This is a genomic window from Pseudomonas sp. BIOMIG1BAC (assembly GCF_001705995.2).
GTDB lineage: Bacteria > Pseudomonadota > Gammaproteobacteria > Pseudomonadales > Pseudomonadaceae > Aquipseudomonas > Aquipseudomonas sessilinigenes.
Map to the genome: position 1 here is coordinate 6554566 of NZ_CP049045.1, position 24852 is coordinate 6579417.

Genomic DNA, 24852 nt, shown 5'->3' on the forward strand with positions numbered 1-24852 from the left:
ATGCAATTGATCTGGCTGCGCAGCGACCTGCGCCTACACGACAACACCGCCCTGAGCGCCGCCGCCCAGCGGGGCCCGACCGTGGCGGTGTACCTTTTGAGCCCGGAGCAGTGGCAGGCCCATGATGATGCGCCCTGCAAAATCGATTTCTGGCTGCGCAACCTGCAATCACTGAGTACCGCCCTGGGCCAGCTGAACATCCCGCTGCTGGTTCGCAGCGCCGCCACCTGGGACCAGGCACCCCAGGTCCTGCTGGATCTGTGCCGGCAACTGCAGATACACATGCTGCACTTCAACCAGGAATACGGCGTCCACGAAAACCGTCGCGATGAAGCGGTGACAAGGGTTCTGGAGAAGGCCGGTATCAGCGTCCAAGGCCACTTCGATCAACTGCTGTTCAAACCCGGCAGCGTGCTGACCAAGAGCGGCGGCTACTTCCAGGTCTTCAGCCAGTTCCGCAAAGTCTGCTACAACCGCCTGCACACCGCGCTGCCCGCGCTGGTGAGCGCGCCCAGGGCGCAGATACCGCTGCCGATCAATGCCGATCCGCTGCCAGATCAGGTCGACGGCTTCCCTACCCCGGGCCCGAGCTTGCGCGAACTGTGGCCAGCCGGCGAAGACGAGGCGCAAGCGCGACTGGAGCGGTTCGCCGATGAACAGATCCACTATTACCAGGGCGAGCGCGACTTTCCGGCCAAGCCCGGCACCAGCCAGCTGTCGCCCTACCTCGCCGCCGGCGTGATCTCGCCCCGCCAATGCCTGCACGCCGCCTTGCGCAGCAACCAGGGCGAGTTCGAAAGCGGCAACCCCGGGGCCGTCACCTGGATCAACGAGCTGCTGTGGCGCGACTTCTACAAGCACATCCTGGCGGGCTACCCACGGGTGTCCCGGCACCGCGCCTTCCGACCGGAAACCGAAGCCGTGAAATGGCGCGACGCTCCCGAGGAACTGGCGGCCTGGCAAGAAGCCCGCACCGGCCTACCGATCATCGATGCCGCCATGCGCCAGTTGCTGGAGACCGGCTGGATGCACAACCGCCTGCGCATGGTGGTGGCGATGTTCCTGACCAAGAACTTGTTGATCGATTGGCGCGAAGGCGAGCGTTTCTTCATGCGGCACCTGATCGACGGCGACCTGGCGGCCAACAACGGCGGCTGGCAGTGGAGCGCCTCCACCGGCACCGATGCCGCACCCTACTTCCGCATCTTCAACCCGGTGAGCCAATCGCAGAAATTCGACAGCGAGGGGTGCTTCATCAAGCACTGGCTGCCACAACTGGCCGGGCTGAACAAAAAAGATATCCACAACCCGGCGACCCTGGGCGGGCTGTTCGGCGTCGCCGACTACCCGGCGCCGATGGTGGATCTGTCACGGTCCCGGGAACGGGCCCTGGCGGCGTTCAAGGCACTGCCCTCGCGGCTGGATGCAGGCCATGAGTGACTTCCTCGACCACTTCGCCCGGGAATTCGCCACCCTGGACGCCCACAACCTCGATCGCCTGGGCCAGCTTTACAGCGATGACATCCAGTTCACCGACCCTCTGCACGAGGTTCATGGACTGGCCCCTTTGCGCGACTACTTCGCCCAGCTGTACGCCAACGCCCGCGAACTGCGCTTCGACTTCCACGGCAGCGACCAGTGCGCCGAAGGCCAGGGCTACCTGCGCTGGACCATGAGCTACCACCACCCGCGCCTCAATGGCGGCGGCCTGATCCAGGTGGCCGGCTGTTCACACTTGCAATGGCGTGACGCCCGGGTCTATCGCCACCGCGACTATTTCGACGCGGGAGCCCTGCTCTACGAACACCTGCCACTGATCGGGGCAGTGATCGCCTGGTTGAAAAGGAGGCTCGGATGAACCCGGCCATGCCAAGGCGGATCTGGCTCACCGGCGCTAGCAGCGGCATCGGCGCAGCGCTGGCCGAAGAGCTGCTCGGAGCCGGTGCCCAGGTGGCGCTCAGCGCCCGCTCGCGCGAGCCGCTGGAGGCCCTGGCCCAGCGCTACCCGGGCCGGGTGCTGGTGGTGCCGGGCGACCTTGGCGACGCCTTGCAGGTGCGCGAAATCGGCAAGCGCATCGCCCAGGCCTGGGGCGCTCTGGACAGCGTGATCCTGAATGCCGGGACCTGCGAGTACATCGAGGTGCAGCAATTCGACTCAGCGCTGATCGAACGGGTACTGAACACCAACCTGCTGGCCGTCGGCTACTGCATCGAAGCCGCACTGCCGTTGTTGCGCGCCGGCAATCACCCGCACCTGGTGGGTGTGGCCAGCTCGGTGACCTATCTGGCGCTGCCCCGGGCCGGTGCCTACGGCGCCTCCAAGGCGGCGCTGCGCTACCTGCTGCAGTCCCTGCGCATCGACCTGGCTGCCGAAGGCATCGACGTGACCCTGGTCAGCCCGGGCTTTGTCGACACGCCGCTGACCGCACGCAACGATTTCACCATGCCCATGCGCTGGAGCGCCCGGAAGGCCGCTCGGCATATCCACAAGCGCCTGCCCCGCCGGGATCTGGAGATCGCGTTCCCCGCCCCGTTCATCTTCGCGCTCAAGCTGCTTTCCTGGCTGCCCGGCCGCCTGCAACTGGCCCTCGCCAAACGCCTGGCCCACGCAGGGAATGCCCCATGAAAATCGCCATCATCGGTAGCGGAATCGCCGGCCTGACCTGCGCCTACCTCCTGAACCGTCGTCATGACCTCCAGGTCTACGAGGCTGGCAGCTGGATCGGCGGTCACACCCATACCGTGCAGGTCAGCCTCAACGGCGAGACCCAAGCCGTGGACACCGGTTTCATCGTCTTCAACGACTGGACCTACCCCCATTTCATCCGCCTGCTGGGGCAGATCGGCGTCAAATTCAAAGCCACCGAAATGAGCTTCTCGGTGTGCGATCCAGCCACGGGCCTGGAGTACAACGGCAACAACCTCAACAGTCTGTTCGCCCAGCGGCGCAACCTGCTGTCACCAGGGTTCTGGGGCATGCTGCGGGACATCCTGCGCTTCAACCAACACGCACTGCTCGACCTGCAAAACCAGCGGATCTCGGCCTCGACCACCCTCGGTGATTACCTGAAGGACCAGGGCTACGGCGAGCGCTTCATCCAGCACTACATCGTGCCCATGGGTTCGGCGATCTGGTCGATGTCACAGGGGCAGATGCTCGATTTCCCCCTGCAGTTCTTTGTTCGTTTCCTCAAGAACCACGGCTTGCTGTCGGTGAACAACCGCCCCCAGTGGTACGTGATCGAAGGCGGCTCAAGCCGCTACATCGAACCACTGACGGCCTCGTTTCACGAGCGCATCCGCCTGGGCTGCCCGGTGCAAAGGGTCGAGCGCGACGAACTCGGCGTGGTGATCCACAGCGCCGCTGGCAGCGAGCGCTTCGACAAGGTGGTGTTCGCCTGCCACAGCGACCAGGCCCTGCGGCTGCTGGCCAGCCCGAGCCGCGCCGAACAGGACATCCTCCAGGCGCTGCCCTTCGCCGACAACGACGTGGTGCTGCACACCGATACCCGACTGCTGCCGCGCCGCCGCCTGGCCTGGGCCAGTTGGAACTATCGCCTCGACGCCAGCGCCGAGAAGGCCGCCGCCGTGACCTACGACATGAACATTCTCCAGGGCCTGCAGAGCAGTACCACCTTCTGCGTCAGCCTCAACCAGAGCGCGGCCATCGATCCATCGAAAGTTCTCGCCCGCTACACCTATGCCCATCCGCAATACAGCCTGGGGGCGGTGGCCGCGCAAGCGCGCTGGAGCGAACTGCAAGGCGCCCGCCACAGCTTCTACTGCGGTGCCTACTGGGCCAACGGTTTCCATGAGGATGGCGTGGTCAGCGCCCTGCGAGTGGCCCAGGCCTTCGGGGAGCAACTGTGAACAGCGCCCTGTACAGCGGCTGGATCAGCCACCGGCGCTTCGCCCCCAAGGGCCACGCCTTCCGCTACCGGATCGGCTTGCTGTACCTGGACCTGGAGGAACAGGACGCGGTACTGAGCCTCTCACCCCTGGCTGGCCGGAGCCGCTTCGCGCCCTTCGCCTTTCGTCAAGGCGACTACCTGCCGGCCTTCACCGGCCAGGGCATGGGCCTGATCGACGTCGTACGCCAGCAAGTGGCCGCGGCCACCGGCCATGTACCGAGCGGCAAAATATGCCTGCTGACCCAGGTGCGCAGCTGGGGCCTGGCCTTCAACCCGGTGAGCTTCTTCTACTGCTACGAGGCCGACGGGCAACTGGCGGCGATTCTCTGCGAGGTCAGCAACACCCCCTGGCGCGAGCGCTATCACTATGTGCTGCCGGCCAGCGCCGACGCTCCCGAGCACCAGCACTTCGCCGTGGCCAAGGCCTTTCACGTATCGCCGTTCCTGCCCCGGGACCTTGAGTACCGCATGAGCTTCAGCCCCCCCGGCGAACGCCTGGGCGTACACATGGCCGACTGGCAGGGTGAGCTCAAGTTGTTCGACGCCACCCTCAACCTGCAACGCCAGGCCCTGGATCGCCGCAGCCTGCACCAGTATCTGCGGCGCTTTCCGTGGATGACCGCCAAAACCTGCCTGGCGATCTACTGGCAGGCCTTGCTCCTGGCCGCCAAGGGCCTGCGTTTTTTTCCCCATCAGGCCGCCGTTGGCACCTTTCGCACCGCCGCTGTACCACCCAAGGATCGCCGCCATGAAATCCTCTAGCGTCTCGGCCAAAACCACTCTGTTCAGCACTCACGGCCTCACCGCCAACCTGTTGCGCCGTGGCGTGCTGCGGCAACTGACGCAACTTCGGCACGGCCAGTTGGTGGTCTACGAAGATGGCGAGCGACGGGTGTTTGGCAGCAGCGACGGCGCCCTGCAGGGAGAAATCCACGTCCATGACAGCAGCGTCTGGGGCTTGGTGGCCAGCAGCGGCTCCATCGGTGCCGGCGAAGCCTTCATCCATGGCTACTGGAGCACCCCGGACCTGACAGCGGTCATCCGCGTGTTCGTCAGCAACCTGGAAGTGCTGGACGCCATGGAAGGCGGCCTGGCCAGGCTCGGCCGGCCGCTGGTTCGCGGCCTGCACTGGCTCAACCGCAACACCCGCAAGGGTTCGCAGAAAAACATCGCCGCCCACTACGACCTGGGCAATGAGCTGTTCGAGCAGTTCCTCGATCCCACCATGATGTATTCCGCCGCGCAGTTTCGCAGTGCCGAGGACAGCCTGGAGCAGGCCCAGTTGAACAAGCTGCAGCGCATCTGCCAGAAGCTGGCGCTCACTCCCGAGGACCACCTGCTGGAAATCGGCACCGGCTGGGGCAGCATGGCCCTGTATGCCGCGCAGCACTATGGCTGCCGGGTCACCACCACGACCCTGTCCAGGGAACAGTTTGCCTACACCCGGCAGCGGATCGACGCCGCCGGCTTGCAGGACCGGGTGACCCTGCTGCTGGAGGATTACCGCGACCTGCGCGGCCAGTACGACAAGCTGGTGTCGATCGAAATGATCGAAGCCGTGGGCCACCGCTTCCTGCCCACTTACTTCAAGCAATGCGCACGCTTGCTCAAGAGCAACGGCCTGATGCTGCTGCAGGCCATCACCATTCGCGACCAGCGCTACGAGCAGGCGAAGAACGGCGTGGACTTCATCCAGCGCTACATCTTCCCCGGCGGCGCCCTGCCCTGCGTGCAGAAAATGCTCGAGGTGGTCAGTCGCGACACCGATATGAACCTGCTGCACATGGAAGACTTCGGCCTGCACTACGCCCGGACCCTGCGCCTGTGGCACGAGAACTTCCGCCGCGCCCACGGCCGCCTGGGCGAGCTGGGCTACGACCCCTATTTCCTGCGGCTCTGGGAGTTCTATCTGTGCTACTGCGAAGGCGGCTTCCTGGAGCGCGCCATCGGCACCGCGCAACTGCTGCTGGCCAAACCCGCTGCGGCGCCACAGCCCCTGCTGGGGCGTCTCGATGCCTAGGCAACTGCTCAATGCCCTGTTGTTCCAGCTGGGCTGGTTCACCTGCGTGCTCAGTGGCGACAGCCTGTGGCTATTGCCTGGAGTGGTGATCGTACTGGCGCACTTTCGCTGGGTCGGCCGCTGGGGCGACGAAGGCCCGATGATGCTCGGCATTGCCCTGATCGGCATCACCCTGGACAGCTTTCTGAATTGGCTGGGGGTGTTTCAGTTCCAGCAAGTCAGTCTATTGATTCCCTTCTGGCTGATGCTGCTCTGGGTCCTTCTGGCCAGCACCTTGCGCCACGGCCTGGCCTGGAGTGCCCGCCCCTGGTGGCGGGCCTGCCTGCTGGGAGCGCTGGCAGGTCCGCTGTCCTACTACGCAGGGGGGCGCCTGGCCGGCGTGAGTTTTCCCTACGGAACAGGGCCAACCCTGGTCGGGCTGGGAGTGCTCTGGGCCCTGCTGTTGCCGCTGCTGCACGTGTTGGCACGAGTGGCCCCCGAGGCTCCACCACTGGCCACCGAAGGCTGAGCGTTGGTCAGGGTTTTCACACAGCCAGGCCCCACTGCCTTACACTGCGCGCCTATGACCACCATCCCCATTACCCCCATCGCCGAACCCGCCATCAGTTGCTCGACCTGCGCCGCCTGCTGCTGCCAGCTGGAAGTGATGCTGATCACCGATACCGGGGTGCCCGAGCGCTTTATCGATACCGACGACTGGGGAGGCGAGGTGATGCGCCGCCTGGATGATGGCTGGTGCGCAGCGCTGGATCGCGACAGCATGCGTTGCACGATCTATGAGCTGCGCCCCTTGATCTGCCGCGAATTCGAATTGGGCGAGGCCGATTGCCTGAGCGAACGCCGGGGTATCGCCACGGCGTATCGCTGAGCCTTGATCAGAGCGGCATGGTGTAGTGCAGCGCGTAGCTCTCGACCCCGTCGTTGGGGGAGCGCAAGCCAGCGTTGGAGTAATGCGTGGCGCGAATGCCGACCTCATGGCCCCCGGCAAAGCGCAGGCCGAAGCCGATGCGGTCCTCGAACTGGAAGGCCGAGCCCAGCTTGTTGTCTTCCACTTGGGTATGAGCGAAGGCCGCTATGCCAATTCCCGCCTCGACGTAGGGTTTGACGCTGCCTGCTGCGAACTCGTAGACCAGCACCGGGGAGAACGACAGGCTATGGTTGCTCGACTTCTTGTCACCATTCCAATAGGTGTAGGCGCCGCTCCAGTAGCCGGTCAGGCGACCGACATCGCTTTGCAGCCAGCTCTTGTCCCAATCCAATTGCATGCCTAGCCGATAGGTTTGCGTCGAGTCCCCGGTCTGTCCTACGGAGAATTCGACCCCCGCCGCCTGTGCGGAAACACTTTGCCCCAACAACGCAGCCGCAAGCGCGGCCAGACAAAACACTCGCTTCATCAGGAACATCCTTTTTGAATGATTTTGAACGTTTTTATACAACCCTGTAGACAGGCTATAGAAGTCCGCGCCGAGCCAGAAGTTCAGCGCAAACGATAGGGTTTCACGTTTTTTTCACAAATCGAAAGGATGCACACTAACGGATTTTTGCCACAGGATGGGCAGCACTTGGGCAAAGTGCGGCACATTGCCGCTCGTCCAGAACCGGGTTTCGCCGGCTGGCCCTTGCGCGCGCAGGCCCGCTTCGTCCAGCAGGCGCTGGAGCTGACGCGCTACCGCGGCCCCGGTATCGATCAGGCTGATGTGTTGCCCCAGCATCCGCACCAGCACCGGCTTGAGAAAGGGATAGTGGGTGCACCCCAGGATGATGGTGTCGCAACCGGCCGCCAGCAGCGGCTCGACATACCCCTGCAACAACTGGCACAGGGCATCGCTGTGCAGGTCCCCATTCTCGATCATCTCCACCAACCCTGGGCAAGGTTGGGTGACGACTTTTACATCGGCGGCAAAACGATCGAGCAAGGCGGCGAACTTGGCACTTTGCAAAGTCCCGGTAGTTGCCAGGACCCCGACCACGCCACTGCGGGTTGCCGCCGCAGCCGGCTTGACTGCAGGCTCCATGCCGACGATGGGCCAGTCGGGAAAATCCCGGCGCAACTCGGCTACCGCCGCCACGGTGGCGGTATTGCAGGCCAGCACCAGGGCCTTGGCACCTTGCTCGCGGAAGAAGCGCGCCATCAGCGTGCAACGCTGGCGGATGAACTCGGGGGTTTTCTCGCCGTAGGGGATGTACCCACAGTCGCCTAAATACAGCAGAGACTCATTGGGCAGCAGGCGCTGGATCTCCGCCAGGACGGAGAGGCCACCCACGCCGGAATCGAAGACCGCAACCGGCGCCTCACTCATGCAGGCCACCGCACACCTTGCAGCCTGGATCGCGCTTGACCCGCAGCTCGCGAAAGCGTGTGCCCAGTGCGTCGATCAGCAGCAGCCGCCCCACCAGTGGCTCGCCAAAACCAGCCAACAACTTCAAGGCTTCCAGCGCTTGCAGGCTGCCCACCAGCCCCACCAGCGGCCCCAGGACCCCGGCCTCGCTACAGGTCAGCTCGGCCTCACTGCCGTGCCCATACAGGCAGTGGTAGCAAGGACTCTCCGGACGTCGTGGGTCGAACACCGACAATTGCCCTTCCAGGCGAATCGCCGCGCCACTGACCAGGGGCTTGCCGGCCGCCACGCAAGCGGCATTCACGGCTTCACGGGTGCTGAAGTTGTCACAGCAGTCCAGTACCAGGTCAACATCGGCCACAGCCGCAGCCAGGGTGTCCTCATCCAGCGCCAACGGGTGACGTACCAGGCGAATGTCCGGGTTGAGGGCCGTGAGACGGCTGATGGCCGAATCCACCTTGAGCGCTCCGACAGTGGTGCTGTCGTGAATGATCTGGCGCTGCAAGTTGGTCATGTCCACGGTATCGAAATCCGCCAGATGCAACTCGCCAACGCCCGCCGCTGCCAGGTAGAGCGCCACTGGAGCCCCCAGGCCACCGAGACCGACGATCAATACGCGGCTTTGCTTGAGACGCAACTGGCCGTCGATATCCACCTGCTGCAACAGGATCTGGCGGCTATAGCGCAACAGCTCCTGGTCGGTCAGCACGGCAGGCATCCCAGGCTGATGCGCTCATGGCCACCCAGGTCGACCCGGCTGTGAACGTCGATGAACCCTCGGGCGCCGAGCAACTCACGCACCGCCGGCGCCTGGTCGTAGCCATGCTCGAGCACCAGCCAGCCGCCGGCCACCAGGTGCTCGGGAGCCTGGGCCACGATCAGGCGCAGATCGTCCAGGCCATCCTTGCCCGCCACCAGGGCACTCTCCGGCTCGAAACGCACATCGCCAGCGATCAGGTGCGGGTCTGCCTCGGCAATGTACGGAGGGTTGCTGACAATCAGCTCGAAACGCTGCCCATCGATGGAGTCGAACCAGTGGCTGCTGAGCACCGTCACATTGTTCAGGTGCAGGCGCTGGCGATTGCGTTCGGCCAGGGCTACAGCCTCCAGCACTCGATCCACTGCCGTGACCTTCCAGGCCGGGCGCTCGCTGGCCAGGGCCAGGGCAATGGCACCGCTGCCAGTCCCCAGGTCCAGGACCCGGGCCGGGCTTGCCGGCAGCAGTTGCAATGCGGTTTCCACCAACAGTTCGGTATCAGGACGTGGGATCAGGGTATGGGGCGCGACTTCCAGGTCGAGGTTCCAGAAGCCCTGCTGGCCAAGAATATAGGCCACGGGCTCACCGGAGCGGCGCCGCTGCAGGTACTCGGCGAACAGCAGGGCGGCTTCGCTGGGCACGATGCGCTCGGGCCAGGTGTGAAGAAAGCTGCGGGACTTGCCCAGGGCCGCGGCCAGGAGCAGTTCGGCATCCAGTCGCGACGTGGGTGAATCCGGCAATTGCGCGGCGCGCAGCAAGCTGGCGATGATGGTCATTTACTCACCCAACGCCGCGAGTTGATCGGCCTGGTACTCGGCCAGCAACGGCTCGATCACCGCCTCCACCCCCCCGGCGATGATTTCATCCAGGGAGTACAGGGTCAGGTTGACCCGGTGGTCGGTAACACGGCCCTGTGGGAAGTTGTAGGTACGGATACGCTCGGAGCGGTCGCCCGAACCCACCAGCAGCTTGCGCTCGCTGGCAATGGCACTGGCCGCAGCACTGGCCTGCTGGTCGTTGAGCTTGGCCGACAGCCAGGCCAGGGCGCGCGCGCGGTTCTTGTGCTGGGAGCGCTCTTCCTGGCACTCCACCACGATCCCCGATGGAATGTGGGTAATACGGATGGCCGAGTCGGTCTTGTTGACGTGCTGGCCACCCGCACCGGAGGACCGATAGGTATCGATGCGCAGGTCGGCCGGATTGATTTCGATGGCTTCCTGTTCATCCGGCTCCGGCAGCACGGCCACGGTGCAGGCGGAGGTATGGATGCGGCCCTGGGATTCGGTGGCGGGCACTCGCTGCACGCGATGCGCTCCAGACTCGAATTTCAGCTTGCCGTAGACATTCTCACCCTCGACCCGAGCGATGATTTCCTTGTAGCCGCCATGCTCGCCTTCGTTTTCCGAGAGAATCTCCAGGCGCCAGCCACGCCGCTCGGCATAACGCGAATACATGCGGAACAAGTCGCCGGAAAAGATCGCGGCTTCGTCGCCACCGGTACCGGCGCGAATTTCCAGGAACACGTTGCGCCCATCGTTGGGGTCCTTGGGCAGCAACATGCGTTGCAGGTTGCTCTCCAGTTCGACCAGTTGGTCCTTGGCCTCGCGAACTTCCTCGACGGCCATCTCCCGCAGGTCCGGATCGTTGTCCTTGAGCAGCGCCTGGGCGCCCTCCAGGTCGGCCTGGACCTTGAGCACCTGTTTGTAGGCGGCCACGATCGGCTCGACCTCCGCATACTCCTTGGAGTAGGCACGGAACTTGGCCTGATCGGAAATGACCTCGGCATCGCCAAGCAGGGCGGTCAGTTCCTCGAAACGGTCCTGGAGAATATCCAGCTTACTGAGCAGTGACGCTTTCATTACGGGGTTTTATCCGAAGAGCCCTCACCGAGGGCAAACAGTTCTTGGGCCATGGCCAGCGCATCGAGGCGGCCTTCGGCAGATAGCTTTTTCAACTGCACGCTCGGCGCGTGCAGCAATTTATTGGTCAGGCCGCGGGCTAGCTGGGCCAACACGTCCTCGGCGCTGCTGCCATTGTTCAGCATGCGCAGGGCCTTTTGCAGCTCTTCGTCGCGCAGGCGCTCGCTCTGTTGACGATAGGCCTTGAGCACGTCCACCGCCGCCAGCTCGCGCAGGCGCACCATGAAATCCTCGGCGCCGATGTTCACCAGCTCTTCGGCAGCCAGTGCCGCACCCTGGCGGCTCTTGAGGTTTTCGGCGACGACTTCGTGGAGATCATCGACGGTATAGAGGTAAACGTCGTCCAACTCGCCGACTTCTGGCTCGATGTCACGAGGAACGGCGATGTCCACCATGAAGATGGGCTTGTGCTTGCGCAGCTTCAAGGCGCTTTCCACCGCGCCCTTGCCAAGAATCGGCAATTGGCTGGCGGTGGAACTGATGACGATATCGCTGTGCACCAGTTCCTGGGGAATGTCCGAGAGCAGCACCGCGTGGGCGCCGAACTGTTCCGCCAATTGGCTGGCGCGTTCAAGGGTCCGGTTGGCTACCACGATTCGCTTGACGCCCAGCTCGTGCAAGTGACGAGCCACCAGCGTGATGGTCTCGCCGGCACCGATCAGCAGGGCCTGGCTGCGCTGCAGGTCGCTGAAGATCTGCTTGGCCAGGCTGACGGCGGCAAAGGCCACGGACACCGGGTTCTCGCCGATGGCCGTGTCGGTACGCACCTGCTTGGCGGCGCTGAAGGTCGCCTGGAACAAGCGGCCCAACAACGGTCCGACAGTCCCGGCCTCGCGGGCCACGGCATAGGCCGACTTCATCTGGCCGAGAATCTGCGGCTCGCCCAGCACCAGTGAGTCCAGGCCCGAAGCCACGCGCATCATGTGACGAACTGCCGCATCATCCTCATGCACATAAGCACTGGCGCGTAGTTCGTCTAGGCTCAGCTGGTGATATTCCGCCAGCCAGCGCAACACGACATCCGCCGAAAGATGATCCTGTTCTATATACAACTCGCTGCGGTTGCAGGTGGAGAGGATCGCAGCTTCGCGGCTGTCGGTGAGTCGGCAGAGCTGCTGCAAGGCCTCAACCAACTGCTCAGGAGTAAAGGCCACGCGCTCGCGGACGTCTACGGAAGCAGTCTTGTGGTTAATACCAAGTGCAAGGAAGGCCATTCAAGGTCGCTGATGATGTCGAGAAGCCGGCAATTGTCCTACTTCGACAGACTCAGAACAACTACCGCCGGCTATTGTCCTAATAGACTGCCTCTGTTCTGGCATCCCGTTGAGTCTCGGTTATGTTTGGCCGAAGGCTTGTGTCATGATGATCCGACCGCAGGTTAGTCGCCCTCTTCCTATATGAATAGATCTTCCGCGTTGCTCCTCGCCCTTGTCTTCCTCAGTGGGTGCCATGCCCTGGGCCCCGTCTCATCGGATGCTACATCGCCGGTGGAAGACAGCACTCCAGCCCCTGAAAAGCCCAAGGTTTACTCCTCGTTCAGTGAAGACACCATCTTCAGCCTGTTGAGCGCTGAACTGGCAGGCCAGCGCAATCGCTTCGACATTGCCCTGGACAACTACGTGACCCAGGCCATCAACACCCAGGACCCGGGCATCTCTGAACGGGCATTTCGCATTGCCGAATACCTGGGAGCCGACCAGGCAGCCCTGGATACCTCGCTGATCTGGGCCAAGAACGCCCCCGACGACCTCGAGGCACAACGCGCGGCCGCTATCCAGCTGGCCCGCGCCGGGCGTTACGACGACTCCATGCTCTATATGGAGAAAGTCCTGCAAGGCAAAGGCGACACCCACTTCGACTTCCTGGCCCTGTCGGCCGCCGATACCGATCAGGAAACCCGCGACGGCCTGATGAAGGGGTTCGACCGCCTGCTACAGAAACACCCGCACAACAGCCAGCTGATTTTCGGCAAGGCCTTGCTGATGCAACAGAATGGCGACGACAAGGAGGCCCTGGCCCTCCTGGAGCAGAATCCGCCAGAAGACGGCGAGATCGCGCCGTTGCTGCTGCGCGCGCGCCTGCTGCAAGGCTTGAACCGCAGCAAGGAAGCCCTGCCCCTGCTGGAAAAGAGCATTCGCAAGTACCCGGATGACAAGCGCCTGCGCCTGACCTACGCCCGCATGCTGGTGGAACAGGACCGCATGGAGGATGCCAAGACCCAGTTCTCGAGCCTGGTCCAGCAGTACCCGGAAGATGACGAACTGCGTTACTCCCTGGCCCTGGTATGCCTGGAAGCCAAGGCCTGGGATGAGGCCAAGGGTTACCTTGAAGACCTGATCGCCCGGGAAAGCCACGAGGATTCTGCACACCTGAACCTGGGGCGCATCGCCGAAGAGCGCAATGACCCGCAAGGAGCGTTGATCGAGTACGGCCAGGTCGGCCCGGGTAACGACTACCTGCCAGCACAACTGCGTCAAGCCGACATTCTGATGAACAATGGCCGCACCGACGAAGCGCAGAAGCGCCTGGCAGCCGCCCGGGACACGCAACCTGACTACGCCATCCAGCTGTACCTGATCGAAGTCGAGACGCTGTCGGCCAACAACCGCGGGGACAGCGCCTGGAAGATGATCCAACAGGCCCTGCAGCAGTATCCCGATGACGTCAACCTGCTCTATACCCGAGCCATGCAAGCGGAAAAACGCAATGACCTGGCCCAGTTGGAAAAGGACCTGCGCCTGATCATCCAGCGTGAACCAGACAACGCCATGGCATTGAACGCCTTGGGCTACACCTTGTCCGACCGGACAACCCGCTATGCCGAGGCCAAGGCCCTGATCGAACAAGCCCACCAGCTGACGCCGGATGATCCGGCGGTACTCGATAGCCTGGGCTGGGTGAACTTTCGCATGGGCAACCTGGACGAAGCCGAGCGCCTGTTGCGCCAGGCGCTGGAGCGCTTCCCCGACCCGGAAGTCGCCGCGCACCTGGGTGAAGTGCTGTGGCACAACGGCAAGCAGCGCGAGGCCCGGCAGACCTGGGGCAAGTTCATCAAGGAACAGCCCGACAGCCCCGTGCTGCGCGAAACCATCAAACGCCTGACCGGATCAGAGACTCTTTAAGACCATGCTTTTGCGCCATTTCATCGTTTTCAGCTTCATCGCCCTACTGGCCGGTTGTGCCGGCTTCGGTGCCCGCGAGGCAGTCCAGGGCCAGGGCAACCCGGCGCAATGGCGCCAGCACAAGGACCAACTGAGCAGCCTCGACGGCTGGCAGATCAACGGCAAGATCGGCATTCGCGCACCCAAGGACTCCGGCAGCGGTACGCTGTTCTGGCTACAACGCCAGGACTACTACGACATCCGCCTGTCCGGCCCACTGGGCCGCGGCGCCGCCCGCCTTACTGGCCGCCCGGGCCAGGTCAGCCTGGAAGTGGCCAACCAGGGCCGCTATGAAGCCAGCAGCCCAGAGTCGTTGCTGGAAGAACAGTTGGGCTGGAAACTGCCGGTATCCCACTTGGGCTGGTGGGTTCGTGGGCTACCCGCCCCGAACAGCAAGAGCCGCCTGACCCTGGATGGCGACAGCCACCTGGCAAGCCTGGAGCAGGATGGCTGGCAAGTGGAGTACAGCAGCTATTCACAGCAGAACGGCTACTGGCTGCCCGAGCGCATCAAGCTGCATGGCAACGACCTTGATGTCACCCTGGTGATCAAGGAATGGCAACCACGCAAGCTGGGGCAATGACATGACCGCGCAAACGCTGACCCTGCCCTCCCCGGCCAAGCTCAACCTGATGCTGCATATCCTGGGACGTCGCGATGACGGCTATCACGAGTTGCAGACCCTGTTCCAATTCCTCGACTACGGCGACGAGATCACCTTCGCCGTGCGCGATGATGGCCTGATCCGCCTGCATACCGAGTTCGAAGGCGTGCCCCACGACAGCAACCTGATCGTCAAGGCCGCAAAAAAACTTCAGGAACAGTCCGGCTGCTCCCTGGGAATCGATATCTGGATCGACAAGATCCTGCCCATGGGCGGCGGCATCGGTGGCGGAAGCTCCAATGCTGCCACCACCCTGCTGGGCCTCAACCATCTCTGGCAACTGGGCTGGGACGAAGATCGCCTGGCAGCACTGGGCTTGACCCTGGGCGCCGACGTACCGGTTTTCGTTCGTGGGCACGCGGCATTTGCCGAAGGCGTAGGGGAAAGACTCAGCCCCGAATACCCAGAAGAACCCTGGTATCTGGTACTGGTCCCGCAAGTCTCTGTAAGTACAGCAGAAATTTTTTCCGATCCGCAGTTGACACGTGACACCGCGCCCATTAAAGTGCGCCCCGTTCCCAAGGGAAACAGCAGAAACGACTGCCTTCCGGTAGTCGCAAGGCGTTATCCAGAAGTACGTAACGCGTTGAATTTGCTAGGTAAATTTACCGAAGCAAAACTGACTGGAACTGGAAGTTGTGTGTTTGGGGGCTTCCCAAGCAAAGCTGAAGCTGATAAAGTCTCGGCCCTTCTTACAGAGACCCTTACAGGGTTTGTAGCAAAAGGAAGCAACGTTTCGATGTTGCATCGCAAGCTTCAAACGCTGCTCTAACGGAAACGAGTGCCAGGCACTCGAAGCAACAGATACAGGGGCGTCGCCAAGCGGTAAGGCAGCAGGTTTTGATCCTGCCATGCGTTGGTTCGAATCCAGCCGCCCCTGCCATTTTCCTTATACTCATCCAGGTATACCCTCAGCCTTCAGGTACTGCGCGTGTCCAAGATGATGGTCTTTACGGGGAACGCCAACCCCGATCTGGCTCGGCGTGTCGTACGTCAGCTGCATATCCCTCTCGGTGACATCTCTGTTGGAAAATTTTCCGACGGCGAAATTACTGCCGAGATCAATGAAAATGTCCGCGGTAAAGACGTCTTCATTATCCAGCCGACTTGCGCTCCGACCAACGATAACCTGATGGAACTCGTCGTGATGGCTGATGCCTTCCGTCGTTCCTCGGCTACTCGTATCACTGCTGTTATTCCTTATTTTGGTTATGCCCGTCAGGATCGCCGTCCGCGTTCCGCACGTGTGGCTATCAGCGCGAAAGTCGTGGCTGACATGCTCACCGTAGTCGGCATCGACCGTGTTCTCACGGTTGACCTGCATGCTGACCAGATTCAGGGTTTCTTCGATATTCCGGTAGATAACATCTACGGCTCCCCTGTCCTGGTGGATGACATCGAAGACCAGCGTTTCGAAAACCTGATGATCGTCTCCCCGGACATCGGCGGCGTCGTGCGTGCACGTGCCGTGGCCAAGTCCCTGGGTGTGGATCTCGGGATCATCGACAAGCGTCGTGAGAAAGCCAATCACTCCGAAGTGATGCATATCATCGGCGACGTCGAAGGACGCACCTGCATTCTGGTCGACGACATGGTCGATACCGCCGGCACCCTGTGCCACGCGGCCAAGGCCTTGAAAGAGCATGGCGCAGCCAAGGTCTTCGCCTACTGCACACACCCTGTGCTGTCGGGCCGGGCCATCGAGAACATCGAAAATTCCGTGCTGGACGAGCTGGTGGTGACCAACACCATTCCGCTGTCCGCAGCAGCACAAGCCTGTGCACGTATCCGCCAACTGGATATCGCACCGGTAGTTGCCGAGGCGGTTCGCCGCATCAGCAATGAAGAATCGATCAGCGCGATGTTCCGCTAAGGGTTAATCCCAGGCAGAACATCTCGATGACGAAAAGCGCCCCGTCCCAACCTTGGTTGGGACGGGGCTTTTTTGCCCGTATCGCCCTTGGCGCTGGTCGCAAACGCCAAGGCGAACGAGGTTATTTTGGAGATACAAAATGAACGATTTTACCCTGAATGCTGAAGTGCGTTCCGACCTGGGGAAAGGTGCGAGCCGCCGCCTGCGTCGTCTCGCCAGCCTGGTTCCAGCTGTTGTTTACGGTGGCGACAAAGCCCCTGAATCCATCAGCATGCTGGCCAAGGAAATTGCCAAACTGCTGGAAAACGAAGCTGCCTACAGCCACATCATCGAACTGAACGTCGGTGGCACCAAGCAGAACGTCGTGATCAAGGCCCTGCAACGTCACCCAGCCAAAGGCCACGTAATGCACGCCGACTTCGTTCGCGTAGTTGCTGGCCAGAAACTGACCGCCATCGTTCCAGTGCACTTCATCAACGAAGCTGCACCTGTTAAGAAAGGCGGCGAGATCTCCCACGTAGTGTCGGAAATCGAAGTTTCCTGCCTGCCGAAAGATCTGCCTGAGTTCATCGAAGTCGACCTGGCTGACGCTGAAATCGGCACCATCGTTCACCTGTCCAACATCAAGGCCCCTAAAGGCGTTGAGTTCGTGGCCCTGGCACACGGCAACGACCTGGCAGTAGCCAACGTCCACGCTCCACGTGTTGCTCCAGAAGCTGCTGAAGGCGCTGCAGAGTAATTTCACTCTGACGCCGGAGTAGCGGAAACATCGCGGACAGTGACGTAGCGAGAAAGCGGGCGAGAACGCGAAGTTTACGCATCATGGTAAATGAGCTGTTGTCGTCCACTTTCGCCGCTGCCAAGCTGCGCGGCGATGTTATCCACCACTCCAGAGAAGGGCCCCTATCGTGACTGCCATCAAACTGATCGTTGGCCTGGGTAATCCAGGCGCCGAATACGAACAGACCCGGCATAACGCAGGGGCCCTTTTTGTTGAGCGCATCGCCGACAAACAAGGTGTGAGCCTTGTGGCCGATCGCAAATATTTCGGCCTGACCGGACGCTTCAGTCATCAGGGTCAGGACATTCGTCTGTTGATTCCCACCACCTACATGAACCGTAGCGGCCAGGCCGTGGCGGCGCTTGCAGGTTTCTTCCGCATCAAGCCCGAAGAAATCCTGGTGGCCCACGACGAGCTAGACTTGCCTCCCGGCGTCGCCAAACTCAAGACCGGCGGCGGACACGGCGGGCACAACGGACTGCGAGACATCATCGCGCAGCTCGGCAACCAGAATACCTTTCACCGCCTGCGGCTCGGCATCGGCCACCCGGGCGTCGCCAGCATGGTTTCGAACTTTGTCCTGGGTCGTGCGCCACGTGCCGAACAGGAAAAGCTCGACGCCAGCATCGATTTTGCCCTCGGCGTGCTGCCGGATATCTTCGCCGGTGAATGGAACCGTGCGATGAAAAACCTGCACAGCCAGAAGGCCTGACTCTTATCCGAGGGGAAACACCATGGGATTCAATTGCGGCATCGTCGGCCTGCCCAACGTCGGCAAGTCCACCCTGTTCAACGCCCTGACCAAGTCCGGTATCGCGGCAGAGAACTTCCCCTTCTGCACCATCGAGCCCAACAGTGGCATCGTGCCGATGCCCGACCAGCGCCTCGACGCCCTGGCCGAGATCGTCAAGCCGAACCGCGTACTGCCGACCACCATGGAGTTCGTCGACATCGCCGGCCTGGTAGCCGGTGCATCCAAGGGTGAAGGCCTGGGCAACAAATTCCTCGCCAACATCCGCGAGACCGATGCCATCGCCCACGTGGTGCGCTGCTTCGAAGACGAGAACGTGATCCACGTTTCCAACAGCGTCGACCCCAAGCGCGACATCGAGATCATCGACCTGGAACTGATCTTCGCTGACCTCGACAGCTGCGAGAAGCAACTGCAGAAAGTTGCACGCAACGCCAAGGGTGGCGACAAGGACGCCCTGGCGCAGAAAGCCATCCTCGAGAAGCTGATCCCGCACTTCACCGAAGGCAAGCCGGCTCGCAGCCTGATGAAAAACATGGCTGACGACGAAAAGGCCGTGATTCGTGGCTTCCACCTGCTCACTAGCAAGCCGGTGATGTACATCGCCAACGTGGCCGAGGATGGCTTCGAGAACAACCCGCACCTGGACGTGGTCAAGGCCATCGCCGAGGAAGAAGGCGCGGTCGTAGTGCCGGTCTGCAACAAGATCGAAGCCGAGATCGCCGAACTGGAAGAAGGCGAAGAAAAGGACATGTTCCTCGAGGCCCTGGGCCTGGAAGAGCCTGGCCTGAATCGCGTAATCCGCGCAGGCTACGAACTGCTGAACCTGCAGACCTACTTCACGGCCGGCGTGCAGGAAGTGCGGGCCTGGACCGTTCGCGTCGGCGCCACTGCACCGCAAGCGGCGGGCGTGATCCACACCGACTTCGAAAAGGGCTTTATCCGCGCCGAAGTGGTGGCCTATGACGACTTCATCCAGTTCAAGGGTGAAGGCGGTGCCAAGGAAGCCGGTAAATGGCGCCTGGAAGGCAAGGAGTACATCGTCAAGGACGGTGACGTGATGCACTTCCGCTTCAACGTTTAAGCATGAAGATGGATCCTCAAGGATCCTGATAGATGCCAAACAAACCCCTTGAGGAGATATTCCCCAAGGGGTTTTTTCATTCTGCGGGCCCCATCCAGTTAATGTTTATCGGCCCTTTTGTGCATCGGGTATTTTTCAAGGTAAAGATACAGCGCTTGAGCATTTTTACTACCCACCTCCTGCAACTATAAAACGCCTCCACGCCTCCTTTAAAAATAATGTCGATCAAAAAAGCCCTAAGGCACGACTGCATCAGTCGTGCCTTAGGGCCTCGAGAGAACAGATACTTTTTACCAAGAATCAGCTTGCCCCAGTCCTATTCTCAAATCGACCGTAAAGGATGTAGTGCTGATAGCCGCTAGAGAAAACTCCTTTGGCGATTGCGGCATTCACATCATGGTTACATTGCAGGTACTGGAGCTCATTGAAATTCTCTGCACTAACCTCGTTTTCCTGTCGCCCAAGTTCCTCACTATCAATCGGAAGACCTAGAACATTAAGGCGCTGGAAGTTGATGATTCGATTGATGGCATGCCGCTCCATCGGTCCTTGGTTGGCCCCGGTAGCGTAAGAGTGCAGACCATTTTTTGTGCAACGGTTGCACATGTCTGCACAGTTGGCTTGAGTGGACTTAAGACCGCTCAACTGCTCCAGAGGAAGCTCCAGGTACTTACCAACGGAGTACTCGGACTGGTTAAATACTGAGCAGCATAGGACGGTATTTCCATTGCAGTCCAGCACCAGCATGTTGTCTTTTAGAGAGCACGCATGCTTGGGATAGTGTTTAACCAGGTTAACTAGATCATCGTATGGCGGTAATGCCAGTCTTTTAAGGGTTTCACGATCTGCATCGGTGACAGATGAGTCGCGTTCAATGATCGCGAGGGTTTTCTCCAGTGGCATCATCACCGAATAACCCGTACTGAATGTGAAACCCAGGCGCTCACTGAACTCACGCATCAACGCTTCTTCTTCCAGGTTGTCTAGATAGCGATGATAGTAGACTTCGATTAGCGTATTAAGATTGTACTGCTTTTTGATTTCATGCAGCTTCAGCATGTTTTCCTTGACAACTTCAATGTTGCCACCAACATGCCCAAGCTCGTAAGTTTCTTGGTAAAAACCAGATAATGAAATGCGAAAAAATGAAGGTTCGGCTTTTAATGCCTGCTCCATATTCTTTGAAATATTTAAATTGGTGCTAATCCCACTGCTTATCCCTGCTGAGTTTATTATTTCAATGAACTCACCAATGCGCGGGTGAACCAAGGGCTCGGTCCAGTTGTAGAGGTGAATTGAACTGACACCCTCTGACTTGGCCTTTTTAACTATTTCATTAAACATCTCCATGGGCATGGATTTTTTGAAGTTATTGTTCTCGGAGTTTCCCATGGGGCATGAAGGGCAACTTAAATTACAGGCCCCAACAATATCTATGAACATGTGCATTGTGATAGTCCTTCACTATGCTAATACGGTTTGTATTTTTCTTATAGTGGTTTGGTTTGTATTAGATACAAACCACTCTCTAAGGTCATGTTATTTATTTGCGACGAGAACAGGTCCGAACAGCCTTGATATCTGCGCTTGCCAATTATGCCAGGTGGCATCGATCCAGCTCCATGAACCCCCTCGGCTTCCAGGTGCTTTGCAGGCTTGTTCGCATTGTTCTTCGCAGCTTGGAGTTCGTCGACATCGCCGGCCTGGTAGCCGGTGCATCCAAAGGTGAAGGCCTGGGCAACAAATTCCTCGCCAACATCCGCGAGACCGATGCCATCGCCCACGTGGTGCGCTGCTTCGAAGACGAGAACGTGATCCACGTTTCCAACAGCGTCGACCCCAAGCGCGACATCGAGATCATCGACCTGGAACTGATCTTCGCTGACCTCGACAGCTGCGAGAAGCAACTGCAGAAAGTTGCACGCAACGCCAAGGGTGGCGACAAGGACGCCCTGGCGCAGAAAGCCATCCTCGAGAAGCTGATCCCGCACTTCACCGAAGGCAAGCCGGCTCGCAGCCTGATGAAAAACATGGCTGACGACGAAAAGGCCGTGATTCGTGGCTTCCACCTGCTCACTAGCAAGCCGGTGATGTACATCGCCAACGTGGCCGAGGATGGCTTCGAGAACAACCCGCACCTGGACGTGGTCAAGGCCATCGCCGAGGAAGAAGGCGCGGTCGTAGTGCCGGTCTGCAACAAGATCGAAGCCGAGATCGCCGAACTGGAAGAAGGCGAAGAAAAGGACATGTTCCTCGAGGCCCTGGGCCTGGAAGAGCCTGGCCTGAATCGCGTAATCCGCGCAGGCTACGAACTGCTGAACCTGCAGACCTACTTCACGGCCGGCGTGCAGGAAGTGCGGGCCTGGACCGTTCGCGTCGGCGCCACTGCACCGCAAGCGGCGGGCGTGATCCACACCGACTTCGAAAAGGGCTTTATCCGCGCCGAAGTGGTGGCCTATGACGACTTCATCCAGTTCAAGGGTGAAGGCGGTGCCAAGGAAGCCGGTAAATGGCGCCTGGAAGGCAAGGAGTACCTCGTCAAGAACGGTGACGTGATGCACTTCCGCTTCAACGTTTAAGCCAGCAGCGATTGATATTCGCCCATTGTGCTCCAGTTCATGACCACACAATGGGCGAACATCGCCTACCGAAGAAAACGCTCCATAGAAAATGGCGCCATTCCCTCCAACAACGTCTTGCGTTCCATCCATAGAGCAATGGCCTGGCCAAAAATCGGCGCAAACTTGAAACCATGCCCACAGAGGCCAGCTGCTACCAACATCCCTGATATCCGGGGATCTGCTCCTACGATCGGATTACCATCGGGAGTATCATCAAAAAATGACACGCGACTCCCTACGGGACGAGCACCCTCTAGACGGCGCAATCGCATGACAGCCCGATCACGATAATGCCGCACGCTTTGATCGCTCATACTGCGATCAAAGGCATCAGGATTAATAAGCTCACTGTCCTCTCTCAGCAACGAACCGATGAAATATCGGTCCTCATCGTCCGGTCGAAGGTAAAAGCCAGAATCACGATCGCTATACCCCGGCATTGGCGGCAGATCATCAACAGGTTTTACAGCAACAATCCCCACGCATTGACGAGTCGCAACAATTGGCAGAGGGGCAGCACACCCTCCTGCAAGAGCAGATGCCCAGGGGCCTGCGGCATTCACCACATACTCACAAGCAATAAATCCACTATCGGTCTGCACCCCCTGCACTCGGCCGCCCTTGCAAACAATCTGTCGTGCTGCCCGCTTGTTCTCAATCACCGCACCAAGCTTCTGAGCTCCCAGAGCAAAACTTTGAGCTGTAAGACGCGGATCACAATATCCAGACTCAGGCTCATACACCAACCCGGCCAGCCCTTCTGTACATAGATCCGGGACCAATAACTGCGCTTCAGCTGGGGAAAGCCATTGAATCGCCCCACCCTGTTCTCGCAATAAAGAGATATTGTCCTTCGTGGATCGCTCTTGATGCTGAGTAATCCCCGTCAGAAAGCCAGTTTGACGATATCCGCACTCCCCTGGATAGTGTTGAGACCAATCGCGGTACGCTTGTACACCTTGTGCCGCCAGGTGACTCAGTGCCGGGTCAGCGTAGTACTGGCGCACTATTCCAGGCGAAGCACCAGAAGACCCTGAAGCAATAGCACCTTTTTCCAATAAACGAACTGATAACCCAGTTCGAACTAAATGCCACGCCACACTTGCTCCGGTGGTACCTCCACCTATCACGATAACGTCGGCATGATCATGCATCGCTCAACTCTCCCTCGAACACCACAGTGCGGGGTAAGCATGGGCGCAGCAACTCCACCGATAATGATGCGAAACGCTTGCGTGGCATCTCCACCTGCCCTGGCTGCGAAGTTAGGTAAAGCATCTGAATGGTTGGAAAACCACTGTGTCCCACACGTCGCCAGAGATACCCGGCCAACTGTGGCATCAGTGGGGCAGCCAAGTAGGCTAGCCCCTTGAGCCAGACATAAGCATGATCTGGGCGAGTAATATCCAAATCTGCGCAGCTCATCCAATGCCGTAATACTTCCCAAGCGCGACGTACCGAAACGGTATCCAAGCGGAACGCCAGATCAAATTGGATAACGGCTTCTTGGAGAGTTTTACGCAGATCCTGGGTAATTAACAACGTAGCCCCATCAATACTCAGCAGAGACTGGCAAGCATCGTCGAGCCTGCAATCAAGCGCGCCAGCCAGGTCGGCATTAACAACCTCGACAAACTCATCTATGTCGAAATTTGTTTCTGCTATCTCAGGGCTTTCACGACTTAAGAAATAACGTACAGCGTCGCTATTAGTCGGAGTTTTATCAACGATATCGCCAGCCCAAACCACGTGTAATCTACTGGTAGAAAACTTTTCCCCCTGCAGATTGTAAAAATAGTTGGTGAGCGCATAGTCAAATGACTGGTAATCCTGCAAGGCGTCCATCACCGCAACGCTGCCAGCAAGCAAAAGCACAGCATTATCGATGCCAAAACTAACTATTAACCCGGCAATCAAATACACCAAATCATGCTGCGTAGGCGATACGTGGATGCCGGAAATAAGAACGGATTCTTTGAGGGCGTAATTGCAATCGTCTCATGACCGAGCGAACACGCCTTTCCAGTTCGTCCTGATTACGCGCCGGCAAGCCCGTGCGAACCTGATGTTTCAAATCACAATTCAAATACTCGTCAGGGTTCAACTCCGGGGCGTAGGCCGGCAAGAAGAACAGTTCGATTTGCTCTTTGCGGTCGCCAACCCAGGCGCTCACCTTTTTGCTGTGGTGTACGCGCAGGTTGTCGAGAATCAGGAACACCTTGCGGCCCTGAGCATCGCGAATCAGGCGACTCAGGAAGCGAATCAGCACTGGGGCTGTCAGCGTTTCCCGATACAGCATGAAGCGCAGTTTGCCCCGATTGGTCACGGTGGAAATCATGTTGGTGGAAAAACGACTGCCGCTGACCAGGCGCACCGGCGTTTCGCCAATAGGGGCGTAGCTGCGGCCAGCATGGCTGTCACTGCGCATACCGGTTTCGTCGCCCCACTGAATCTCACCATTCTCAGCCCTGGCCCGCTGTGCGATGCGTGGATATTCATTATCCAGCCAGTGCTGAACCACTTCAGGTTTCTGCTGATAAGCCCGATGCAGTGGGCGCTGCGGGGTGTAGCCCCAACGCTTGAGGTATTCACCAACCGTTCGAACCGGCATGAGAAAACCACAGCGCTGGCGGATCAGTTCTCGCACCGCATCACGCGTCCAGAGCGCAAAGCCGAGCTTGAGTTGGTCGGGCATCTTATCGGTCATCAAGGTGCGAATCAGCACTTCCTGGCTGGAGCTCAAACTGCGGCGATCACCCTGGCGCACACCACGCTGGCCGCCGGCAATGGCAGCCTTTTCGCCTTTATGTTCTGCGACCTGCGCCCAGTGAGCAATAGTGCGGGGGTGAACACCAACCGCTTCGCCAATAGCCTTGTAGGTGTAACCCTGCTCACGCATGCGTAGGGCCGTGGAGCGCTTTTCACGTTGTTCTTGGGGGCTGAGTTTACGGGCATCTATTTTCATGGAGACA

At 60.0% G+C, this 24852-nt stretch carries 25 protein-coding genes, 1 tRNA gene and 1 pseudogene; 17 read left to right on the forward strand and 10 right to left on the reverse strand.

Features of this window, described 5'->3' with window-relative positions:
• The 8 genes from phrB to ATY02_RS30495 are packed head-to-tail and all read left to right on the forward strand — an operon-like array spanning window position 1 to window position 6798.
• The gene (phrB, locus tag ATY02_RS30460; protein WP_068578725.1) at window positions 1-1440 is read left to right on the forward strand and encodes a deoxyribodipyrimidine photo-lyase; all 1440 of its coding nucleotides are present in this window, start codon (window positions 1-3) and stop codon (window positions 1438-1440) included.
• Window positions 1433-1858: a nuclear transport factor 2 family protein gene (locus tag ATY02_RS30465; protein WP_068578723.1), complete on the forward strand. Its 426-nt coding sequence runs from the start codon at window positions 1433-1435 to the stop codon at window positions 1856-1858. Before phrB ends, ATY02_RS30465 begins: the two co-directional genes overlap by 8 nt.
• Complete coding sequence (locus ATY02_RS30470) at window positions 1855-2625, forward strand: SDR family NAD(P)-dependent oxidoreductase (protein ID WP_068578721.1); 771 nt, start codon at window positions 1855-1857, stop codon at window positions 2623-2625. The genes ATY02_RS30465 and ATY02_RS30470 overlap by 4 nt, the downstream gene beginning before the upstream one ends.
• Entirely contained in the window at window positions 2622-3869 is a 1248-nt protein-coding gene (locus ATY02_RS30475) for an NAD(P)/FAD-dependent oxidoreductase (RefSeq protein ID WP_068578719.1), read from the forward strand. Before ATY02_RS30470 ends, ATY02_RS30475 begins: the two co-directional genes overlap by 4 nt.
• The gene (locus ATY02_RS30480) at window positions 3866-4672 is read left to right on the forward strand and encodes a DUF1365 domain-containing protein (RefSeq protein ID WP_068578717.1); all 807 of its coding nucleotides are present in this window, start codon (window positions 3866-3868) and stop codon (window positions 4670-4672) included. Before ATY02_RS30475 ends, ATY02_RS30480 begins: the two co-directional genes overlap by 4 nt.
• Window positions 4659-5930, forward strand: a complete 1272-nt coding sequence (locus ATY02_RS30485; RefSeq protein ID WP_068578715.1) for an SAM-dependent methyltransferase — start codon at window positions 4659-4661, stop codon at window positions 5928-5930. The genes ATY02_RS30480 and ATY02_RS30485 overlap by 14 nt, the downstream gene beginning before the upstream one ends.
• On the forward strand, window positions 5923-6438 hold the full coding sequence (locus tag ATY02_RS30490; RefSeq protein WP_164823728.1) for a DUF2878 domain-containing protein: 516 nt from the start codon (window positions 5923-5925) through the stop codon (window positions 6436-6438). The genes ATY02_RS30485 and ATY02_RS30490 overlap by 8 nt, the downstream gene beginning before the upstream one ends.
• Before the next feature lie 54 nt (window positions 6439-6492).
• Window positions 6493-6798: a YkgJ family cysteine cluster protein gene (locus tag ATY02_RS30495; RefSeq protein WP_068578711.1), complete on the forward strand. Its 306-nt coding sequence runs from the start codon at window positions 6493-6495 to the stop codon at window positions 6796-6798.
• A gap of 7 nt (window positions 6799-6805) precedes the next feature.
• On the opposite strand, the gene ATY02_RS30500 is transcribed toward ATY02_RS30495, so the two are convergent.
• The 6 genes from ATY02_RS30500 to hemA form a co-directional block, all read right to left on the reverse strand.
• Entirely contained in the window at window positions 6806-7324 is a 519-nt protein-coding gene (locus ATY02_RS30500) for an acyloxyacyl hydrolase (RefSeq protein WP_068578709.1), read from the reverse strand.
• A gap of 114 nt (window positions 7325-7438) precedes the next feature.
• Window positions 7439-8230 (reverse strand): glutamate racemase, encoded by a 792-nt coding sequence (gene murI / locus ATY02_RS30505; RefSeq protein ID WP_068578707.1) that lies wholly within the window; start codon window positions 8228-8230, stop codon window positions 7439-7441.
• Entirely contained in the window at window positions 8223-8978 is a 756-nt protein-coding gene (locus tag ATY02_RS30510; RefSeq protein WP_068578713.1) for a molybdopterin-synthase adenylyltransferase MoeB, read from the reverse strand. The genes murI and ATY02_RS30510 overlap by 8 nt, the downstream gene beginning before the upstream one ends.
• Window positions 8972-9802, reverse strand: a complete 831-nt coding sequence (gene prmC, locus ATY02_RS30515; protein WP_068578705.1) for a peptide chain release factor N(5)-glutamine methyltransferase — start codon at window positions 9800-9802, stop codon at window positions 8972-8974. Before prmC ends, ATY02_RS30510 begins: the two co-directional genes overlap by 7 nt.
• Window positions 9803-10885, reverse strand: coding sequence for a peptide chain release factor 1 (prfA, locus tag ATY02_RS30520; RefSeq protein WP_068578703.1), 1083 nt, complete (start codon window positions 10883-10885; stop codon window positions 9803-9805).
• Window positions 10885-12159 carry a glutamyl-tRNA reductase gene (hemA, locus tag ATY02_RS30525; RefSeq protein ID WP_068578702.1) on the reverse strand — a complete coding sequence of 425 codons (1275 nt, stop codon included), beginning with the start codon at window positions 12157-12159 and terminating at the stop codon, window positions 10885-10887. Before hemA ends, prfA begins: the two co-directional genes overlap by 1 nt.
• Before the next feature lie 183 nt (window positions 12160-12342).
• Between hemA and ATY02_RS30530 the strand changes: the two genes are divergently transcribed.
• From ATY02_RS30530 to ychF (ATY02_RS30565), 8 genes are all read left to right on the forward strand, one after another.
• On the forward strand, window positions 12343-14067 hold the full coding sequence (locus tag ATY02_RS30530) for a tetratricopeptide repeat protein (protein ID WP_068578700.1): 1725 nt from the start codon (window positions 12343-12345) through the stop codon (window positions 14065-14067).
• Between the two features lie 4 nt (window positions 14068-14071).
• Window positions 14072-14689: a lipoprotein insertase outer membrane protein LolB gene (lolB, locus tag ATY02_RS30535; RefSeq protein WP_068578698.1), complete on the forward strand. Its 618-nt coding sequence runs from the start codon at window positions 14072-14074 to the stop codon at window positions 14687-14689.
• A gap of 1 nt (window position 14690) precedes the next feature.
• The gene (ispE, locus tag ATY02_RS30540) at window positions 14691-15542 is read left to right on the forward strand and encodes a 4-(cytidine 5'-diphospho)-2-C-methyl-D-erythritol kinase (protein ID WP_068578696.1); all 852 of its coding nucleotides are present in this window, start codon (window positions 14691-14693) and stop codon (window positions 15540-15542) included.
• 36 nt (window positions 15543-15578) lie between these two features.
• A tRNA-Gln gene (locus tag ATY02_RS30545) sits at window positions 15579-15653 on the forward strand.
• A 48-nt stretch (window positions 15654-15701) separates the two neighbouring features.
• Window positions 15702-16643: a ribose-phosphate pyrophosphokinase gene (locus tag ATY02_RS30550; RefSeq protein ID WP_003171603.1), complete on the forward strand. Its 942-nt coding sequence runs from the start codon at window positions 15702-15704 to the stop codon at window positions 16641-16643.
• A 139-nt stretch (window positions 16644-16782) separates the two neighbouring features.
• The gene (locus tag ATY02_RS30555; RefSeq protein ID WP_068578694.1) at window positions 16783-17382 is read left to right on the forward strand and encodes a 50S ribosomal protein L25/general stress protein Ctc; all 600 of its coding nucleotides are present in this window, start codon (window positions 16783-16785) and stop codon (window positions 17380-17382) included.
• Between the two features lie 169 nt (window positions 17383-17551).
• On the forward strand, window positions 17552-18136 hold the full coding sequence (gene pth / locus ATY02_RS30560) for an aminoacyl-tRNA hydrolase (protein ID WP_068578691.1): 585 nt from the start codon (window positions 17552-17554) through the stop codon (window positions 18134-18136).
• Between the two features lie 22 nt (window positions 18137-18158).
• Complete coding sequence (gene ychF / locus ATY02_RS30565; RefSeq protein ID WP_124347422.1) at window positions 18159-19259, forward strand: redox-regulated ATPase YchF; 1101 nt, start codon at window positions 18159-18161, stop codon at window positions 19257-19259.
• A 300-nt stretch (window positions 19260-19559) separates the two neighbouring features.
• Here ychF (ATY02_RS30565) and ATY02_RS30570 read toward each other — a convergent pair whose 3' ends face one another.
• Window positions 19560-20708: a radical SAM protein gene (locus ATY02_RS30570; RefSeq protein WP_068578884.1), complete on the reverse strand. Its 1149-nt coding sequence runs from the start codon at window positions 20706-20708 to the stop codon at window positions 19560-19562.
• Window positions 20709-20920: 212 nt separating this feature from the next.
• Between ATY02_RS30570 and ychF (ATY02_RS30575) the strand changes: the two are divergent.
• Window positions 20921-21838 (forward strand): annotated as a pseudogene (gene ychF / locus ATY02_RS30575) (redox-regulated ATPase YchF); the annotation flags it as partial.
• 65 nt (window positions 21839-21903) lie between these two features.
• Here the strand turns inward: ychF (ATY02_RS30575) and ATY02_RS30580 are convergent.
• From ATY02_RS30580 to ATY02_RS30590, 3 genes are read right to left on the reverse strand one after another with little or no spacing between them, the layout of a single operon-like run.
• Complete coding sequence (locus ATY02_RS30580; RefSeq protein WP_068578879.1) at window positions 21904-23034, reverse strand: NAD(P)/FAD-dependent oxidoreductase; 1131 nt, start codon at window positions 23032-23034, stop codon at window positions 21904-21906.
• Entirely contained in the window at window positions 23027-23803 is a 777-nt protein-coding gene (locus tag ATY02_RS30585; RefSeq protein ID WP_228022234.1) for a class I tRNA ligase family protein, read from the reverse strand. The genes ATY02_RS30580 and ATY02_RS30585 overlap by 8 nt, the downstream gene beginning before the upstream one ends.
• Window positions 23804-23807: 4 nt before the next feature.
• Window positions 23808-24845 (reverse strand): IS630-like element ISPa47 family transposase, encoded by a 1038-nt coding sequence (locus tag ATY02_RS30590; RefSeq protein ID WP_011911785.1) that lies wholly within the window; start codon window positions 24843-24845, stop codon window positions 23808-23810.
• Window positions 24846-24852 lie beyond the last annotated feature (7 nt).

Coding starts and splice junctions, on each gene's coding strand:
- phrB (WP_068578725.1), top strand. CDS start 1: ATGCAATTGATCTGGCTGCGCAGCGACCTGCGCCTACACGACAACACC.
- ATY02_RS30465 (WP_068578723.1), top strand. CDS start 1,433: ATGAGTGACTTCCTCGACCACTTCGCCCGGGAATTCGCCACCCTGGAC.
- ATY02_RS30470 (WP_068578721.1), top strand. CDS start 1,855: ATGAACCCGGCCATGCCAAGGCGGATCTGGCTCACCGGCGCTAGCAGC.
- ATY02_RS30475 (WP_068578719.1), top strand. CDS start 2,622: ATGAAAATCGCCATCATCGGTAGCGGAATCGCCGGCCTGACCTGCGCC.
- ATY02_RS30485 (WP_068578715.1), top strand. CDS start 4,659: ATGAAATCCTCTAGCGTCTCGGCCAAAACCACTCTGTTCAGCACTCAC.
- ATY02_RS30490 (WP_164823728.1), top strand. CDS start 5,923: ATGCCTAGGCAACTGCTCAATGCCCTGTTGTTCCAGCTGGGCTGGTTC.
- ATY02_RS30495 (WP_068578711.1), top strand. CDS start 6,493: ATGACCACCATCCCCATTACCCCCATCGCCGAACCCGCCATCAGTTGC.
- ATY02_RS30500 (WP_068578709.1), bottom strand. CDS start 7,324: ATGAAGCGAGTGTTTTGTCTGGCCGCGCTTGCGGCTGCGTTGTTGGGG.
- murI (WP_068578707.1), bottom strand. CDS start 8,230: ATGAGTGAGGCGCCGGTTGCGGTCTTCGATTCCGGCGTGGGTGGCCTC.
- prmC (WP_068578705.1), bottom strand. CDS start 9,802: ATGACCATCATCGCCAGCTTGCTGCGCGCCGCGCAATTGCCGGATTCA.
- prfA (WP_068578703.1), bottom strand. CDS start 10,885: ATGAAAGCGTCACTGCTCAGTAAGCTGGATATTCTCCAGGACCGTTTC.
- hemA (WP_068578702.1), bottom strand. CDS start 12,159: ATGGCCTTCCTTGCACTTGGTATTAACCACAAGACTGCTTCCGTAGAC.
- ATY02_RS30530 (WP_068578700.1), top strand. CDS start 12,343: ATGAATAGATCTTCCGCGTTGCTCCTCGCCCTTGTCTTCCTCAGTGGG.
- lolB (WP_068578698.1), top strand. CDS start 14,072: ATGCTTTTGCGCCATTTCATCGTTTTCAGCTTCATCGCCCTACTGGCC.
- ispE (WP_068578696.1), top strand. CDS start 14,691: ATGACCGCGCAAACGCTGACCCTGCCCTCCCCGGCCAAGCTCAACCTG.
- ATY02_RS30555 (WP_068578694.1), top strand. CDS start 16,783: ATGAACGATTTTACCCTGAATGCTGAAGTGCGTTCCGACCTGGGGAAA.
- ychF (WP_124347422.1), top strand. CDS start 18,159: ATGGGATTCAATTGCGGCATCGTCGGCCTGCCCAACGTCGGCAAGTCC.
- ATY02_RS30570 (WP_068578884.1), bottom strand. CDS start 20,708: ATGCACATGTTCATAGATATTGTTGGGGCCTGTAATTTAAGTTGCCCT.
- ATY02_RS30580 (WP_068578879.1), bottom strand. CDS start 23,034: ATGCATGATCATGCCGACGTTATCGTGATAGGTGGAGGTACCACCGGA.
- ATY02_RS30590 (WP_011911785.1), bottom strand. CDS start 24,845: ATGAAAATAGATGCCCGTAAACTCAGCCCCCAAGAACAACGTGAAAAG.